This is a genomic window from Vibrio lentus (assembly GCF_002875945.1).
GTDB classification, from domain to species: domain Bacteria; phylum Pseudomonadota; class Gammaproteobacteria; order Enterobacterales; family Vibrionaceae; genus Vibrio; species Vibrio apostichopi.
Genome location: NZ_MCZK01000013.1, coordinates 1 through 16,095 on the forward strand (window position 1 = coordinate 1; position 16,095 = coordinate 16,095).

Consider the following 16,095-nt stretch of genomic DNA (forward strand, 5'->3'; position numbering starts at 1 on the left):
AATTACGCAACAAAGCCACAATGACATCCCCCGTAGAGACGCTTGCTCCCCCACAAGTGATTGGAACACCCAATTCAGAATAGACCTCCTTTTTTCCCGGTACCGGGTGGACGCCTTTCGCAAAAACTGGGAACTTCATGTCTGAAATTTCACTCAGGTCCCGAATTACACCATCAATAATAAAGCCTTTTATCCCTCGGCTCTTAGCGACTGCGCATACATTTCCGCCAGCCACCGCATATTTGCTATCAACGCCATCGACAACAATGATAGACCCCTCGGGTGCTTCGTATATTGCAGCATGAAGCATTAAGTTATCACCAGAAGTTAACTGAACCGTAAATGCTTCACCAAAAATTCGCGGCATTCCTTGCCAAAGAGGACCAATATTGAAATCTACAAAGTGGTCGTTACTTAGTATGTTTCCGTACTCGGTTGTCGCTAATTCAGAAAAGTCTTGCTTCATATTTACACTCCATGTTTAAACTAAGCCTGGCGCTGGATTGAGGTGTCAGGCACGCAAGACCTATGCTTCCGCATAAGCCTAATCACAAAAAACCGTATAGTAAAAATACCACGCATGTCGAATCTATTTTAAATTGTTCATAATACTTGTGGCTCAGAAACCAAGGCACTTTCATTTGACCTAACGTACATCAAATGCTTATCGTAAAAGTCACTTTTTACAAAACCATGTTGTAACGCTTTTTTATAGATTGAAGCCACAAATATATCGGCGACGCTAAAGCTGTTACCCACTGCCAATCCTGATTCACGGCAAATTGACGTACTTAGCTTTTCTAGGCACCTCATAATCCAATCCCCACGAAATTCGCGCTTTGACATTTCATCTAACTCTGGACGCATGAACTTTAATACGGTTCTGTTTTGGGGAGAGTGGATGCTGGTATTTACGTATTCACAAACTCTTCGGATATGAGTTTTTTCGTCAAGATTTTTGCCAAATAAGGTTGGTTTAGGAAAGCGTTCTTCCAGATACTCGATAATCGCCATTGATTCAGAAAACACAGAACCATCGACAGAAAGTGATGGAACATAACCAAAAGGGTTTATATCTAAGTACGTTGTCGCTAGTTCGCTAGAGCACACCTCTATTCTATCGAAATGTATCCGCTTGAAGTTGAGCACCCACTCCACTCTTTCAGAGCTGTTCGAGCCTTTTGCGCTATAAAGCAAAACTTCCATGAATCCTCCTTACTATCAAACCAATACTAACCACGATAAAAATCAAATCACCAAGTTAACCCCTTATTCAAAGCGAGTTATGCTCGACTTTTACCAGCCCACACGCCGTTCGTACAAAGTGCTCATAGTTTTCAGAAAACAAACTGTAAGGAATACCTAGATATTTTCTTGCTGCCTGCACTGCTAAAGCTGGATTCTCAGCTTTAATTGAACTCTTTTGTACAGTTCTGTTATCAGCAAATGCCTCCAGGTCTATCTCTTCGACACGATGAAATGTTTTAGAATTATGGATAACAGTATTGTTACCAATATAAATTCCGTAATGTTTAAAGCCTATGTATTGGATTTTTAATATTTGTCCTAGTTCATACATTTTTCGATTCCTTTCAATTTCGACAGTTAATATGAACATGAGGACACATGGCTAGGAATTCAAGGTTAGATTTTGTGCGTTAGGGCTAAGCCTTGTTAAGGTGTGAGGCACGCAATACCGAAGCCTCCGCATGACACCTTAACCACTAAAATCAACGCATAGTAAAAATGCCACGCGTGTCGAATCAATCTGGAACAATTTGTTAGGTATTTCTGATAACTCATACCTAGCCCAAAGAGTTAACACACGCCTTGTGAACAGTCTCTTGAAATTCTCGGACCGTTACTCTGTCTTTAATTTTTGGCTCAAGCTCTTCTTCATCAAAGTAAACTATCGGATCAACTACATCTTCGTCTTTAAGCTCAACCCCAATAGCTTCTTCCATATCAACAACTACAGAAATTAGGTCTAAAACATCAGTATCAAAGTTTTGGTCATAAAATGTCTTATCAATAGCAATTTCATCCATATGAACATTGAGAGTCTTAGTCATTGCATCTAATACTTTATCGTCTATTTCATCACAGCTACTAGCCCAAACGAAGTTTGAATACGTAATTGTCAACACTGAACAGAACACAAGTTTGAGATAACTCATATTTTCCTCTTTGATACCTAACGAATGACATGGATTCTCCCTACCGAAGATCTGCCACACTTATGTGGTACTTAAATGCATCGGAGGCACCATGTCTGATTATTCTTATTTCTGCGGTATCGACCTAGCTAAAAACCACTTTAGTCTTCATGCCGTAAACCAAAATAGTAAGGTCATACTTCATAAGTCAGTAACTCGCTCTAACCTACTGACTACAATAGCAAATATGCCACTCATGCGTATAACGTTGAAGCGTGTGGTGGTGCACATTATTGAACAATAACACTCAACAAGCTGGGTCACGACACCCGTATTATGGCCGTTAAATACGTAATCCCTTATCAAACTAAGGGAAAGAATGACCTTAATAATGCTCTTGCCATATACGAAGTTGTTCAACGTCAATCAACTCGCTTTGTAGCCGAGCAACAAGCCATCTTATTTGTACATCGCGTAGGCTGGTCTGTTTTTGCTGCTTTTTCTTTCAACAAAACGATGACAGCCGCGATGTATCTAGCTGATAATTTACTCAATGTTAATAAATTATCAGTTATAAAATGAAGCAGAATCTGCGACTTGCCAAACGCCTTTAACATTCCCTTGAGTATCGATACTCCATGCATGACAAAAACGAATCAAAATCGGATCTGCGCCTTGTGTTTTTATGACTTGGTAATGACCAAGCGCAACAACTTTATCTCCACCGTCTACAAAACTATCTGGTAAAGCAGCAAATGAATAAGCTTGTGATCGAAGATTTGTATAAAAGACACCAAGTATTTCAGGTAAGCCTCGATAAACCTTTCCTTCAGGAAAGCCAGGAGATACATCCCAAATAGGCTCATCTACCAGTATTGCCTTTAATGAATCTATATCTGAAGACTTAAGTGCACTATATATAGATTTTACTTGTCGAAGATTTTTTGAATCTTCTGAGTTTATTTCCAATATTGATGTCATGACATTCTCCATGAATAATTAATTAAATTTTCGGTCTAATGCTTTGTTATGTGCCTGATTTACCAAACCTATATTGTTCTACAGTACCAGCGATAAAGCACAAGCCAACATAAAGCCATACACTGCTGGCAATTAGCTCCCAAGTATCCAAACCAGTAGGGGTAATTAATATTGGTATTGCAATTAAACCACGCACAGTACAAAGAAATGAAATAGTAATTAAGGCTGGCTTAAGTAAAGGCATTTTGCGAATTAAACCTACGGCTGAAAAAGAAAACAAAGTACAAGCGAACATTAAACCCGCAACGAATACGGTACTTAATGGAGCGAGCAAAGTACCTTGCACCGCAGAGTCGATTATTGGCTGAGGTGCACGAGCAAACGCAAACCAACTTGGACCACCCCAAATACAAAGAAGGTGCCAAATGGCAGAAGCTGAAGCTATAGCTCCAGAACTGATTAATAATTTTGATTTAACACTAAAATTCAATGTGAACTCCAATATTGCACTGGCACACAACAGTTATAAGAAAATAAATTTACATTTAGCTCAGTTGCATATGAGCGGAACTCTACCACAATTAATTTCATAATTTCAGTGACTTAAACTTAAAGCACAGATAAGTACGTTGAATAACAAGGCAAAGCGCATTTCCGCACTGCATGGTTCTAGCGGAAATCGTCCTGAGCAGTATATAACCACTTTTCATCTACACATATCCCAAACACAAAAAAGCCTGCCATCTATGCGAACATAAATGGCAGGCTTTATACGTTAGTTAAGCTTGTGAGTAGCTAGATTACGCCGCTTCGAATGCGAGGGCTTTCTTTTCTACTTGGCGGAAGATCAGCGTTAAAATGCCGTTTACTGCTAAGTAGAACGCGCCAGCAATGCCGAACACGGTTAATGTGTCGTAGGTTTGGCCGTTGATACGCTGAGCGTAGCCCATCAAATCCATGATGGTGATGGTGCTTGCCAGTGATGTGCCTTTGAATACTAGAATCACTTCGTTTGAATAAGCTGGAACGGCGCGGCGTAGTGCGTATGGCAGCAACACTTTAAGCGTTACGATTTTGTCCATGCCTAGTGCGCGACATGCTTCCCACTGCCCTGCTGGAATTGCATTGAATGCACCTCTGAACAGTAGCGTACTGTACGCTGCGGTGTTCAAAGCTAATGCTAACATCGCGCAGAACCAAGGTTGGCTTAACCATGTCCATAGGAAGCTTTCACGAATCCAATCGAATTGACCTGGGCCGTAATACACCAAGAAGATCTGCACCAATAATGGTGTACCCGTGAACAGCGTAATAAGGCCACGAGTGAACCAATGTATTACTGGTAATCTTAGAATCAGCGTTACTGTCATCAACAGTGACAAGATACAACCAACAAGCAGTGACGCGCCTGTCAGTTGAAGGCTGGTCGCTAAGCCTTCAAGCATTTGAGAGAGGTATTGTTGATTCATGCCATTGCCCCTTTGTTACCCAAACCTTGAATAGAGAACTTACCATCAATCACTTTTACCAATCTTTGCGTAATTAAAGTGATGATTAAGTAGATAGCTGCCGCCGTTGCGTACCAAGTAAATGCTTCGTGCGTTGCTGCTGATGTTAGTTGCGCTTGCTTCAATAGATCGGTTACGCCAATCAGTGAAACCAGTGCGGTGTCTTTTGATAGAACCAACCATTGGTTCGTTAAACCTGGCAGTGCGTGTCTTACTGCCTGTGGCAATACGATTCTGAAAAATGCGCGTGATTGAGGAATACCCAATGCACTCGCCGCTTCTCTCTGCCCTTTGCTTACTGCCTTCAATGCACCACGAATGGTTTGTGAAGCGTAAGAAGCGAAGATAAGTGACAACGCAACAACACCAGATAAGAACGGGCTAACTGCAATAAAGTCACCAGTGATCATGAAGAGCACTTGTGTTGAACCAAAGTAGATAAACAAAACCACCAAGATTTCTGGTAGACCACGTACGATAGTCACGAACGCGGTTGTCGGCCATTTGATTGCAATACGACGAGACATTTCACCGCCAGCAAACAGTACCGCTAAAACTAATCCAACCAATAGACTTACGAACGCAAGCTGAACGGTCATCCAGCTTGCTTCGACGAGCCCTAAAGAGTAACCCGTTAACTGCATATTACTTACCGAAGTACTTGTTGAAGATCTTGTCGTATTCGCCGTTCGCTTTAACCGCTGCAAGTGCTGTGTTTAGCTGTGCAACGAGCTCTGGGTTGCTCTTGTTTACTGCGATACCGAAACCGTTACCGAAGTATTCTTGGTTCGTTACTTGCTCGCCAACGTAAGTTAGGTTGTCTTGCTTCTTAAACCATTCCGCTACTACCGCGGTGTCACCAAATACAGAATCGATACGACCGTTTTTCATGTCGATGAACGCATCTTGGTAGCTTGAGTAAGGAACAGCGGTTACGCCAGTCATTTGCTCAAGTAGGAAGCTTTGGTGAGTAGAACCGTTTTGAACACCGATACGCTTGCCTTCAAGTGCCGCTTGGTCTGCGACTTTACCTTCGATAGAGATGAATGCTGCAGAGTTGTCGTAATAAGCATCAGAGAAGTTCACTTGTTGAAGACGTGCTTCAGTGATGTCCATTGCAGAGATAGCCGCATCGTAACGTTTGAATTTAAGAGCTGGGATCAGGCTATCGAACGCTTGGTTGTGGAAAGTACATGTCGCTTTCATCTCTTCACACAGTGCGTTTGCTAGGTCTACGTCAAAACCTTGGATTTGATTGTTCTCGTCCATGTATTCGAATGGTGCGTAAGTTGCTTCCATTGCGAATTTGATTTCTTCTTGAGCCGCTGCGTTGAAAGAAGCAAGGCCGATAAGTGAAGCTAGTAGAATCTTTTTCATTTTGTTACTCCGAATACTGTTAGATAGTGGCCTGTGGCCATTCTTATAATTTGATTGTTTTAATCGATGTTATGTTTAGCTAAATCTATTGAGTTAACTCAGGTTTAATGAGTCTGCTTTTGATGAGTAAGCTAATCTAGTGAGTCAAATATTCAGCAAACTCTGGGGTCTGCGGATTAATAAATGCGTCGTTGGTGCCGTGTTCAACGATGTAACCCTTCTCAAGGTAAAGAACATGGCTTGCAATCTTCTTGGCGAAATCAACTTCGTGAGTCACAACAACCTGAGTGATCCCTGTGCCGCTTAGCTCTTTAATGATGCTAACAACCTGGTTGGTGATCTCTGGGTCGAGTGCGGCCGTTGGTTCATCAAACAGCAATACATCGGGCTTCATCATAAGAGCACGTGCAATCGCAACACGTTGTTGCTGACCGCCAGAAAGCTGTAATGGCCAAGCGTCTGCCTTGTCTGCAAGCTGTAAAGTGGTTAATACCGCTTTTGCTTGTTTGATGGCTTCTTGCTTATCTAAGCCTGCAACTTTGGTTGGCGCTTCAATCAAGTTTTCCATTACCGTCATGTGTGGCCACAAGTTGTATTGTTGGAAAACCATGCCGACTTTACGACGAAGTTTAAGACCCTGCTTCTCTTGGATCTGACCAGCAAAGTCGAATTGCTCGTTAGCAATGTCTAATTCGCCGTTGTCCGCGATTTCTAGCAGGTTCAAAACACGCAGTAGTGAACTCTTACCAGCGCCGCTTGGGCCAAGCAGTACCAAGGTTTCGCCACTCTCACAGTTAAAACTGATGTCGTGAAGAACTTGGATATCGCCATATGATTTGTTGATGCTCTTTACTTGAATACTCATGCCGGATTACTGCATTAATTGTCATTTGTTGGTTATTCTATTCAAACTGAACTTTTATGCAAGATAAATGTATAAAAAACTAATTTGTTGAATTTTTGTAACAGATATTGCTTAAAAAATAGTCTCAATGACTGGTCTTACATCTATAAATCACAAGTTATTGATAAGGTTGGTTTAGAGATAAAAGGCAAACGTTTTACTGATAATTTATCAATCACCACTGAGTTGTAAATCTATGAACATACTTCCCTATTGATTTAGAATTACTTGCATAAAAATTAGGGTTGAAAATCCAGTTTCACAACCATCTTGGTGTACAGGAAATGCTTAATTTTCCCTTTAAACAGTTTCTGTTGATTCAATCAGTGTTAAGAAAATTTTGGAAATTGAGTTTCCTAGGAAGCGTCACGGGGCAATAAATGCTTTAATGGCATCGATTCTCAATAACAAATTTTCAGCAGCGAACAACACGTATTACAAGCAATAAGCCATCTATTCTTAAAGCGACAACACATTAAGGCAGTCATATGCAAAACGATGTCTCTTCTACGCTCGACTCTACTCAGCGATCGACTCAACAAGCGCCAGAACCCAAACCTGAGAAGAAAAGCCTCAGTATTCTGTTCGAGCTCAGCAAATTTATTCAGCCTTATAAAGGCCGTGTGATTGCTGCGCTGATCGCGTTGATCTTCACGGCGAGCTTAACCCTTTCAGTCGGACACGGTATTCGTCTTCTTATCGACCAAGGCTTCAGCCAACAATCGTTATCAGATTTAGGCAGTGCGATTCAATTCATCATGGTGGTGGTCGTGTTGATCTCGATTGGCACTTTCTTCCGCTTCTATTTAGTCTCTTCTGTCGGAGAGCGTGTGAGTGCGGATATTCGACTATCGGTTTTCAATCACGTGGTGACACTTCATCCGAGTTACTTTGAAACCAATGGCAGTGGCGACATCATGTCGCGTATCACAACCGACACGACTTTGCTTCAAAGCATCATTGGTTCATCGTTTTCTATGGCTATGCGTAGCGCGCTGATGTGTATTGGCGCAATCATCATGCTATTCGCGACCAATATTAAGCTAACGCTGATCGTGTTGGCCTCTGTGCCGTTTATCTTGATTCCGATTTTGGTATACGGTCGACGTGTGAGAGCCCTCTCTCGCCAAAGCCAAGATTCGATGTCTGACGTGGGCTCTTATGCTGGCGAAGCGATTGAACACATCAAGACGGTGCAAAGCTACAGCCGAGAAGCGCAAGAGAAAGCATCATTCGCGATTGAAGTCGAAAAGGCTTACGAGATTGGTCGCCAACGCGTTAAACAGCGTGCGATTCTTATCTCGGGCGTGATTGTTATCGTGTTCAGCGCGATTGCAGGCATGCTTTGGGTTGGCGGCAGTGATGTTATCAACGGTACTATGTCGGCGGGTGATCTGGCTGCGTTTGTTTTCTATGCGATTATGGTGGCTTCATCGCTGGGTACGATTTCTGAAGTGATGGGTGAATTGCAACGCGCGGCAGGTGCGACAGAGCGTTTGATTGAAATTCTACAAGTTGAAAGCCACATTGTTGCGCCTGTAGAAAACCCAACATCACTGGATAACGTGACACCAGAAGTTGCTTTTGATGATGTGACCTTCTGTTACCCATCAAGACCAGACCAGCCCGCAACAAGCAACCTCACGCTAACGGCCCATGAAGGTAAAGTATTGGCATTGGTTGGCCCGTCTGGCGCAGGTAAAACCACTCTATTTGAACTGCTGCAACGTTTCTACGACCCACAAGTGGGTAAAGTGACGTTAGGCGGTGTTGAACTGAATCAGTTTGATCCGAATGAACTGAGAAAGCAGATGGCGTTAGTTCCTCAGCAACCCGCTCTGTTCAGTAACGATGTGTTCCATAACATTCGATACGGCAACCCAGAAGCAACGGACGAGCAAGTTATCGAAGCGGCGAAAAAAGCACATGCGCACGAGTTCATTCAGAACTTACCTGAAGGCTATCACAGCTTTCTTGGTGAACGTGGCGTGAGATTGTCTGGCGGTCAGCGTCAGCGAATTGCAATCGCACGTGCCATCTTAAAAGATCCGAATATTCTATTATTGGATGAAGCAACCAGTGCGCTAGACAGTGAAAGTGAACATCATGTTCAACAAGCTTTAGAAGAATTAATGCGTGGCAGAACGACCATCATTATCGCGCACCGTCTATCAACAATTAAACACGCCAACCAGATTGCGGTGCTCGATAAAGGACAGCTAGTAGACATCGGCGACCACCAGTCGCTCATCAATAGCTGTGAACTGTACCAACGATTGGTTGAACTGCAATTCAAACACCTCAGTAGCTAAGTTATAGAGCAAAAGCGTTCAAGTCATTAAGTAATGAAAGACTAAGTCCCTGACATTGTGTGGTTTCAAGCTTCAAAAACTTAAATCACACGTGTTGCAGTTTTGTTAATTTAACGGTAGGGTTTTTATTCCAATAACAACTTATCCCGATGAAGGGTAAGTAGATAACAATAAGAGAGTTCGCATGGAAGCATTATTATCTGACTACCCGGTAGTAACAGAAATCCCAGTCGCTTGGGGAGAAATGGACGCGCTTAATCACGTTAACAACGCCGTATATTTTCGTTATTTCGAAACCGCTCGCTTAGATTTTTTCAAGCACGTTGAGCTGATGGAAGAGATGGCGATAACCAAAGTTGGACCTGTTCTTGGCGACACTTATTGTAAATATTTCCGACCAGTCACGTATCCAGACACGCTGATGATTGGCTCTCGCGTTACAGATATTCAAGACGACCGCTTCACCATGGAATACGCGATCATCAGCAAGACTCAGCAAAAGCTGACGACAATCGGCACTGCGACCATCGTTATGTTCGATTTTGCTTCAAACCAAAAAGCGCTGCTTTCACTGCGTTTAACCAATGAAATCGAAAAGATGAACACGTTAAAGAGCCCATGCTTCAAACAGGAAGCCGTGACAGAATAACGTATTCACTGATTGAGAAAGACTCAGAAAATTTCAGACATTAAAAAGCCACTCGATTGAGTGGCTTTTTGTTTGGTCTTCTGGGCTTATAAGCTTTTGGCTATAGACGTTGGAGCTTATAGATCTTGAACGCTATAAACCTTGGATCCTATAGACCTTGCACCCTATAGACCTTGAACCCTACAAACCTTGAACGTATTGAGCGTTAGTACGAATCTCGACTAGCTGCTCTAGGTTCTGTTGTGAACCATCAACGCCGTCAATCAAACCTTGGAAGTGCTTGATCAGCTCTACTTTGTCTTGTACTTCTTTCGAACCCGCGCCGATGTTGGTTAGGTCGATGAAGAACTCGTCGAACAGACCCGAGAAATCCGTTACAGCGTCATGATTTAAGAACTGCTCGTGGTTGTAAATGCTTGGGTAGCCGCCCTTCTGCTTATCAACCGCGAAAGAGATACCTTTCACGTTAGTAATCGTTGTCGCTTTCTCACACTTCAACATACAACCCGCTTCGATGCTTGGCTTGTTACAACCGACGGTTCTTTGGAAGAAACACTGGCGGCTGGTCATCATCAAGATTGGGTGGTAGATGCTGTAGAACAGTTTGAAGTTCTCTGGACGGCGAATATGACGAATCTGACCTTTGTTGATCTCGTTCGAAATGAAAGCACCAGCACAGTTCAGCTCTTCTTTCAGCGTAACCAGTGCGTGAGAGTTTGTGGTGTTCATGAACGGGCCAGCGACCCACTCGATACCCATTTCGTAAGCTTTGTAGGCAATACCCGTGTTGTTGGTTACGATGCGAGCTGGCTTGATATCTTCAAGAATACGAACCGCTTCGTCGTAATCTTTACCGATCAATACTGCTGGGAACCAAGGAATCAAACGTGGGTTTGCTGCCAAGATGTCGATGTACTTGTTACAACGCTTCTTGAAGCTTTCAGGCAGTTTGAAGTAAACATCCGCGTCAGTTACGTCACACAGGTGCAAGTCTTCCACATCAGCGATAAGCAGCGACATGGTTGGCTTGTCGTTCACCTTAGGGTGTTGTGGTAGTGCTGGCACGTCAACGTGCTTAATCACTTCTACAGAGCCATTAAGAACGAAGTCGATTTCATCTTTAAGATTAGACACTTCTTTCAAAGGAATAATCAGGCCAGCATCAAGGTTATCGTAGTTGTAGCTCTCTAATGTATGAACCGCACTCTTAACAGCTTTAAAACGCTTCTCAAGTAACTCTTGATCGATCGCCTTCTCACCTGCCGCTATCAGTAGCGATTGAGATTGAACCGTAAAGTTTTCTTTTGGTGTGTTCACTGTCACCGTAAATGGTTGACCTACCTTAGCGCTAAACGACAATGATACCGCTGTTTTACGAATATCAAGGAACTCGATCTTATCGCGCATTTCGCTGCCTAGGGCATTCTTAGCTTCGTAAAGATCGCTGGTCACTTCTTGAATTTGCACAACAGAGATTTCATTGTTCTCTTTCGTCGCTTTATCTACAGCGTAATTCATGCTGTTGTCGCGAGGGTTATCGATGAACATGTCTTTCGTTAGGTTGCCCTTAAGGAAAGAGTTGGTGAAATCACGGTTGAATACTTTGTGTAGGTTCGAATCGTCTTCGATCAACAAACCACTTTCTACAAAGCTATCAATCTGTTTACGCCACGTGTCTACCACTGTGTAAACGTAGTGTGCGCCTTTAATACGGCCTTCTACTTTCAACGAGTCAACTTTTGCGTCAACCAGTTCAGGTAGGTCGTAGTAAGCAGAGTTATCTTTCAAGTTCAGTGGGAACTTGTTACCTGCGTTGGTCACTTCGTACTCATCACGGCACGCTTGGCTACAACGGCCACGGTTACCTGAGTTACCGACACTTACAGAGCTTGAGTAACATTGGCCAGAGAACGCGATACACAAAGCACCGTGTACGAACACTTCAGTCAGTACATCGTGATCGTGTGCCACTTCCGTAAGCATCTTAATTTCAGGCAGGTTGAGTTCGCGAGACAAGTTAACGCGTGTTGCGCCAATCTTAGATAAGAACTTAACTTGGCCTTCATTGTGCGTAGTCAGCTGAGTCGATGCGTGAACATCTAATGATGGGAAATGCTTTTTCACCAAATCGAACAAACCAAGATCTTGAACGATGATGCCGTCTAGTTTGGTGTTCACTAACTGGTTTAGCAGTTTAGTGATGCTCTTAATTTCATGCTCCAGCAGCACAACGTTAAGAGTCAGAAACACTTCACAGCCATATTCATGAGCAAGGCGAATCACACCATTCAATTCATCTAACGACAGGTTAGAGGCTCTGTTACGAGCGTTGAAGGTGTCTAAACCGCAATAAACCGCATTAGCACCTGCTACGATAGCTGCTTTAATCGCCTCTACATCGCCACCTGGGGCTAATAACTCAATCTTTCTGCTCATTTTTGAAGTCGCTCACTTACTTATAATTTTTAAGCCGCGTATTCTACCTACATCACGATCTCTTTACCACCTAACAACACTTTTCAAACTAAATGACCTCAATAATGCCAAACGAATCCGATTTACCTATCCTTTATTCTTTAAGACGCTGTCCTTACGCTATGCGTGGAAGGATGGGGATAGCCTTATCAAAACAGCCAGTGTTGCTCCGCGAAATCGTCACCAAAGATAAGCCTAGCGAACTATTAGCCAGTTCGCCAAAAGGCACGGTACCAGTGCTTGTCTTGCCACAAGGTACGATTATAGAACAAAGCATTGAGGTGATGATTTGGGCACTGGAGCAGAACGATCCTCAAGATCTGATGCGTTCAAGCAACCCCGCTCTAAACCAACAAGTTCTTGAGCTCATTGGTCGCAACGATAACGAGTTCATTGGTCACTTAGAGAAATACCGTGCTTCAGTGCGTTACCGAAACATCGATAGTGAACAACGCAGACACAACTGCGAAGAATTTATCGCTGAATTGGAAAGTAAACTCAGCCATCATGATTACTTGTTTGGCGACACCCCTAGCCTCGCTGACTTTGCAGTAATGCCGTTTGTTAGCCAATTTGTGAGAGTCGAAAAGAAGTGGTTTGTACAATCTGAATATCAGAACGTAGGACGTTGGTTAAGAACGCATCTTGAAAGTAAGCTCTACACCCAAGTAATGAAGCAATACCCTTTGTGGAATGAAACGAAACAAGATTGTCTTTTTGGATAAGACGAAACAGCGCACAACTGACCTTGTTAAATAACTACCTTATTCACCAAGGATTGTGACGAATTTCGTGACACTGTGTCACACGTGATGCCATTGATAGCATATTAGATATCAACGAAAATAGCCTTTCACTTAATCCGACGTTAGTTTGAATTGCGCTATGCCGAATCCTAAAAGTAACAGCTTCGATAACTCCACTCATTGGCTTGCCGGATTAGCGAAAATTTCACTGTTAGTGGCATTCTCGCTTAATCTTTCTGGTTGCAGTGCTAAGAACAAAGCAACCAACGTAAGCCAATCAGACGACCAGCTCCACACGCACTCTCTTAGCTCAGCGCTTAACCAAGAGCTTAAACAAGAGAACAATCAATCTAACAACAAGCTAAGCCAATCTTACACGGCTAAAAACTTCTACCGACAAGACAACAAGGTTACTTTGGTCCTCTCTTTTTCAGGTGGCGGAACGCGTGCGGCTGCGCTCTCTTATGGTGTGTTACAAGCGCTGCGCGATACCGATATGGAGATCGATGGCGAACGTATTAATCTGCTAGAAGAAGTCGACATGATCAGCGCGGTGTCTGGAGGCAGTTTTACCGCGGCTTATTACGGTTTGTATGGCGATAAAATATTCGAAGATTACGAAGAGGCGTTTCTCTATCACGAAGTGTCTGAGGATCTCATTTCTATTCTGTTGTCTCCAAGCTATTGGTTCTCCTATGCGACCAGAACGGATAAAGCGACCGACTATTACGACGCTAACATCTTTGGTGACAGCACGTTTGCCGACATTCGACGTGACGGTGCGCCTTACATTGTGATCAACGCCACCGACATATCGACGGGTTCACGCTTTTCATTCACGCAAGAATACTTTGACCTGATTTGTTCAGACTTAAACAGCTATTCGGTGTCGAGCTCAGTGACAGCATCATCTGCTGTGCCTTTCGTTTTCACACCGGTAGTACTTGAAAACAAAAACAACTGTGACAAAACGGAGCACTTACAGCCCTCGTTCGAAGCCACCAGTTATCGCAATAGAAACCTCATCAAATCTTTAGAGTCTTACAGCAATAAGGACCAAGTGAATTATCTTCATCTAGTCGACGGCGGAATTACCGATAACCTTGGCTTGTTGTCGGTTTATGAGATGTCGGAATATTTACGTTACAACGACAAAGAAAAGCTCAAAAACCTACACAAGAACCAATCTGTGCGCCCGATTGTCATCATCTCAGTGGATGCTTCAACCCAACCTGAGTCTGGCATCGGTGATTCTATCGACATGCCAACCGTGAAACAGACGGTCGATGTCATCACCGACATTCAATTACACCGCTACAACGACACCACTAAAGATTTGATCGTCGACGAGTTAACGTCTTGGGCAGAGTTCTCCTCTTATGAAGGACATCAAGTTGTCCCGCATTTCATTGAGGTTAGCTTGAACAAGGTCGACGATGACGAGACTCGTTACTCACTCAATCAAATCCCGACTGATTTCACGATAGACGGACACAAGGTCGACTTGTTAATCGAAGAAGGCAATAAACAACTTATCTCCGATGCTGAATTTCAAACCTTCTTATCTTTTGGTAATAACGAATAATGCTAATCTAGTTGCTTATAAACTCGCTAACCAGCAGTCATAACACACGTTAGAATTATATTTATACAAGGCTCATTATGGAATTTGAAAACAACGTCTTACACCTTGGGTCATTCTTTGCGGTGACCATGGGTATTGTGGTGCTATTTATCGGACGAAGGCTGAATCAAGTCATCGGCTTTCTAAAAGAGTTCAGTATTCCAGAACCCGTATCAGGCGGGATTTTAGCGTCTCTGTTCTTTGCAGCGCTTTACGCGACGACATCGATAGAAGTTCAGTTTGATCTGTTCGCTCGCGATGTATTGTTGGTCTACTTCTTTACCACCATCGGGATTAACTCCAGTTTGAAAGACCTATTCAAAGGCGGCAAACCTTTGGTGATTCTACTCGTCATCACTATCTTCTTCATGATCATGCAAAACATCGTCGGCATTTCTGTCGCCTCAATGTTTGGCTTAGAGCCTGTCTTCGGCTTGTTGAGTGGTAGTATTTCTTTGATTGGAGGCCACGGCACAGCAATCGCTTGGGCACCAAAGGTTGCAGAGGAGTTTGGTTTGGAAAGCGCGATGGAGATTGGTATCGCCAGCGCAACATTTGGGCTTATCTTAGCCAGTTTGATGGGCGGCCCGATTGCTAAGTTTCTTATCAAGCGTCACAACCTAAAGCCAGCTGAAGGCCAAGCTAACGCGGAAAGTTCGAATATCGACAAGCAGAAACAAGCGCTCACGTCATTTCAGTTTCTCGATGCCGTATTAGCGATTCATATCTGTGTCATCGTCGGCGCTTTATTGAATGAATTAATAAGCCAAACTGGGTTACAGCTGCCACTGTTCGTTTCTTGTTTGTTTGCCGGTATCGTAATTACCAACGCGATACCCGACTCTTACCCAAGAATATCAGGCACCAAATGGCCTACTCGCTCTCCTGCTATCGACCTAATTGCTGAAATATCTTTGGGTACCTTCTTGGCGATGTCGCTAATGAGCATGCAGCTTTGGACACTGATTGACTTAGCAGGCCCGATCTTCGCGATATTAGCAATGCAACTGCTACTGGCTGTGGTCATCAATATCTTCATTGTATTCCCGTCTATGGGGAAAACGTATGACGCCGCCGTGGTATGTGCAGGCTTCGGCGGGATTTCACTGGGTTCAACGCCCACAGCCATGGCGAACATGTCCGCAGTAAGCCAAAAGTATGGACACTCAGTTCAAGCCTTCATCATCGTGCCCTTGGTGTGCGCATTCTTCATCGATTTAGCCAACGCTCTGATCATTCCTTACTTCATGAGAATGATGTAGTTAGCCTTAATTTCTAGCAGGAACAACCCACAAAAAGAGCCACTTCATAGAGAGTGGCTCTTTTTGTTTTCATTAGTTTTGTGGCTCTTCTCCGCTTAGAT

The 16,095-nt window shown here is 43.3% G+C and carries 16 protein-coding genes and 1 pseudogene; 6 read left to right on the top strand and 11 right to left on the bottom strand.

Features of this window, described 5'->3' with window-relative positions; genetic code table 11:
- The 4 genes from BCT49_RS01305 to BCT49_RS01325 form a co-directional block, all read right to left on the bottom strand.
- On the bottom strand, nt 1–466 hold a 466-nt coding region (locus tag BCT49_RS01305), incomplete at its 3' end, for an RraA family protein (RefSeq protein ID WP_102433850.1).
- A gap of 137 nt (nt 467–603) precedes the next feature.
- Nucleotides 604–1,206, bottom strand: a complete 603-nt coding sequence (locus BCT49_RS01310; protein ID WP_102433851.1) for a glutathione S-transferase family protein — start codon at nt 1,204–1,206, stop codon at nt 604–606.
- 67 nt (nt 1,207–1,273) lie between these two features.
- The gene (locus tag BCT49_RS01315) at nt 1,274–1,579 is read right to left on the bottom strand and encodes a lecithin retinol acyltransferase family protein (protein WP_157938594.1); all 306 of its coding nucleotides are present in this window, start codon (nt 1,577–1,579) and stop codon (nt 1,274–1,276) included.
- A gap of 226 nt (nt 1,580–1,805) precedes the next feature.
- Nucleotides 1,806–2,177 carry a hypothetical protein gene (locus tag BCT49_RS01325; protein ID WP_102433854.1) on the bottom strand — a complete coding sequence of 124 codons (372 nt, stop codon included), beginning with the start codon at nt 2,175–2,177 and terminating at the stop codon, nt 1,806–1,808.
- Between the two features lie 91 nt (nt 2,178–2,268).
- Between BCT49_RS01325 and BCT49_RS01330 the strand changes: the two are divergent.
- Nucleotides 2,269–2,633, top strand: a pseudogene (locus BCT49_RS01330) (IS110 family transposase); the annotation flags it as partial.
- 90 nt (nt 2,634–2,723) lie between these two features.
- Here the strand turns inward: BCT49_RS01330 and BCT49_RS01335 are convergent.
- From BCT49_RS01335 to artP, 6 genes are all read right to left on the bottom strand, one after another.
- Nucleotides 2,724–3,137: a nuclear transport factor 2 family protein gene (locus BCT49_RS01335; RefSeq protein WP_102433855.1), complete on the bottom strand. Its 414-nt coding sequence runs from the start codon at nt 3,135–3,137 to the stop codon at nt 2,724–2,726.
- A 46-nt stretch (nt 3,138–3,183) separates the two neighbouring features.
- Nucleotides 3,184–3,627 carry a hypothetical protein gene (locus BCT49_RS01340; RefSeq protein ID WP_102433856.1) on the bottom strand — a complete coding sequence of 148 codons (444 nt, stop codon included), beginning with the start codon at nt 3,625–3,627 and terminating at the stop codon, nt 3,184–3,186.
- Between the two features lie 310 nt (nt 3,628–3,937).
- A complete protein-coding gene (artM, locus tag BCT49_RS01345; RefSeq protein ID WP_102433857.1) occupies nt 3,938–4,606 on the bottom strand; it encodes an arginine ABC transporter permease ArtM in 669 nt (222 codons plus the stop codon).
- Nucleotides 4,603–5,289: an arginine ABC transporter permease ArtQ gene (gene artQ / locus BCT49_RS01350; RefSeq protein WP_102433858.1), complete on the bottom strand. Its 687-nt coding sequence runs from the start codon at nt 5,287–5,289 to the stop codon at nt 4,603–4,605. Before artQ ends, artM begins: the two co-directional genes overlap by 4 nt.
- 1 nt (nt 5,290) lies before the next feature.
- Entirely contained in the window at nt 5,291–6,022 is a 732-nt protein-coding gene (locus BCT49_RS01355) for an arginine ABC transporter substrate-binding protein (RefSeq protein ID WP_065112559.1), read from the bottom strand.
- 136 nt (nt 6,023–6,158) lie between these two features.
- Nucleotides 6,159–6,887 carry an arginine ABC transporter ATP-binding protein ArtP gene (artP, locus tag BCT49_RS01360; RefSeq protein ID WP_102433859.1) on the bottom strand — a complete coding sequence of 243 codons (729 nt, stop codon included), beginning with the start codon at nt 6,885–6,887 and terminating at the stop codon, nt 6,159–6,161.
- A 527-nt stretch (nt 6,888–7,414) separates the two neighbouring features.
- Here artP and BCT49_RS01365 point away from each other — a divergent pair.
- Nucleotides 7,415–9,238, top strand: a complete 1,824-nt coding sequence (locus BCT49_RS01365) for an ABC transporter ATP-binding protein/permease (protein WP_102433860.1) — start codon at nt 7,415–7,417, stop codon at nt 9,236–9,238.
- A 184-nt stretch (nt 9,239–9,422) separates the two neighbouring features.
- A complete protein-coding gene (locus tag BCT49_RS01370; RefSeq protein WP_102433861.1) occupies nt 9,423–9,887 on the top strand; it encodes an acyl-CoA thioesterase in 465 nt (154 codons plus the stop codon).
- Between the two features lie 180 nt (nt 9,888–10,067).
- Here BCT49_RS01370 and BCT49_RS01375 read toward each other — a convergent pair whose 3' ends face one another.
- Entirely contained in the window at nt 10,068–12,323 is a 2,256-nt protein-coding gene (locus BCT49_RS01375; RefSeq protein WP_102433862.1) for a peptidase U32 family protein, read from the bottom strand.
- Nucleotides 12,324–12,427: 104 nt separating this feature from the next.
- On the opposite strand from BCT49_RS01375, the gene BCT49_RS01380 reads away from it, so the two are divergent.
- The 3 genes from BCT49_RS01380 (at nt 12,428) to gltS (ending at nt 15,994) form a co-directional block, all read left to right on the top strand.
- The gene (locus BCT49_RS01380) at nt 12,428–13,087 is read left to right on the top strand and encodes a glutathione S-transferase (RefSeq protein WP_102433863.1); all 660 of its coding nucleotides are present in this window, start codon (nt 12,428–12,430) and stop codon (nt 13,085–13,087) included.
- A 160-nt stretch (nt 13,088–13,247) separates the two neighbouring features.
- Nucleotides 13,248–14,693 (top strand): patatin-like phospholipase family protein, encoded by a 1,446-nt coding sequence (locus BCT49_RS01385; protein WP_102433864.1) that lies wholly within the window; start codon nt 13,248–13,250, stop codon nt 14,691–14,693.
- Between the two features lie 77 nt (nt 14,694–14,770).
- Nucleotides 14,771–15,994 (top strand): sodium/glutamate symporter, encoded by a 1,224-nt coding sequence (gene gltS, locus BCT49_RS01390; protein WP_102433865.1) that lies wholly within the window; start codon nt 14,771–14,773, stop codon nt 15,992–15,994.
- Nucleotides 15,995–16,095 lie beyond the last annotated feature (101 nt).

What these genes read in the sequence shown, in the direction of transcription:
- BCT49_RS01310 (WP_102433851.1), bottom strand. Translation starts at nt 1,206, where the DNA reads ATGGAAGTTTTGCTTTATAGCGCAAAAGGCTCGAACAGCTCTGAAAGA.
- BCT49_RS01315 (WP_157938594.1), bottom strand. Translation starts at nt 1,579, where the DNA reads ATGTATGAACTAGGACAAATATTAAAAATCCAATACATAGGCTTTAAA.
- BCT49_RS01325 (WP_102433854.1), bottom strand. Translation starts at nt 2,177, where the DNA reads ATGAGTTATCTCAAACTTGTGTTCTGTTCAGTGTTGACAATTACGTAT.
- BCT49_RS01335 (WP_102433855.1), bottom strand. Translation starts at nt 3,137, where the DNA reads ATGACATCAATATTGGAAATAAACTCAGAAGATTCAAAAAATCTTCGA.
- artM (WP_102433857.1), bottom strand. Translation starts at nt 4,606, where the DNA reads ATGAATCAACAATACCTCTCTCAAATGCTTGAAGGCTTAGCGACCAGC.
- artQ (WP_102433858.1), bottom strand. Translation starts at nt 5,289, where the DNA reads ATGCAGTTAACGGGTTACTCTTTAGGGCTCGTCGAAGCAAGCTGGATG.
- BCT49_RS01355 (WP_065112559.1), bottom strand. Translation starts at nt 6,022, where the DNA reads ATGAAAAAGATTCTACTAGCTTCACTTATCGGCCTTGCTTCTTTCAAC.
- artP (WP_102433859.1), bottom strand. Translation starts at nt 6,887, where the DNA reads ATGAGTATTCAAGTAAAGAGCATCAACAAATCATATGGCGATATCCAA.
- BCT49_RS01365 (WP_102433860.1), top strand. Translation starts at nt 7,415, where the DNA reads ATGCAAAACGATGTCTCTTCTACGCTCGACTCTACTCAGCGATCGACT.
- BCT49_RS01370 (WP_102433861.1), top strand. Translation starts at nt 9,423, where the DNA reads ATGGAAGCATTATTATCTGACTACCCGGTAGTAACAGAAATCCCAGTC.
- BCT49_RS01375 (WP_102433862.1), bottom strand. Translation starts at nt 12,323, where the DNA reads ATGAGCAGAAAGATTGAGTTATTAGCCCCAGGTGGCGATGTAGAGGCG.
- BCT49_RS01380 (WP_102433863.1), top strand. Translation starts at nt 12,428, where the DNA reads ATGCCAAACGAATCCGATTTACCTATCCTTTATTCTTTAAGACGCTGT.
- BCT49_RS01385 (WP_102433864.1), top strand. Translation starts at nt 13,248, where the DNA reads ATGCCGAATCCTAAAAGTAACAGCTTCGATAACTCCACTCATTGGCTT.
- gltS (WP_102433865.1), top strand. Translation starts at nt 14,771, where the DNA reads ATGGAATTTGAAAACAACGTCTTACACCTTGGGTCATTCTTTGCGGTG.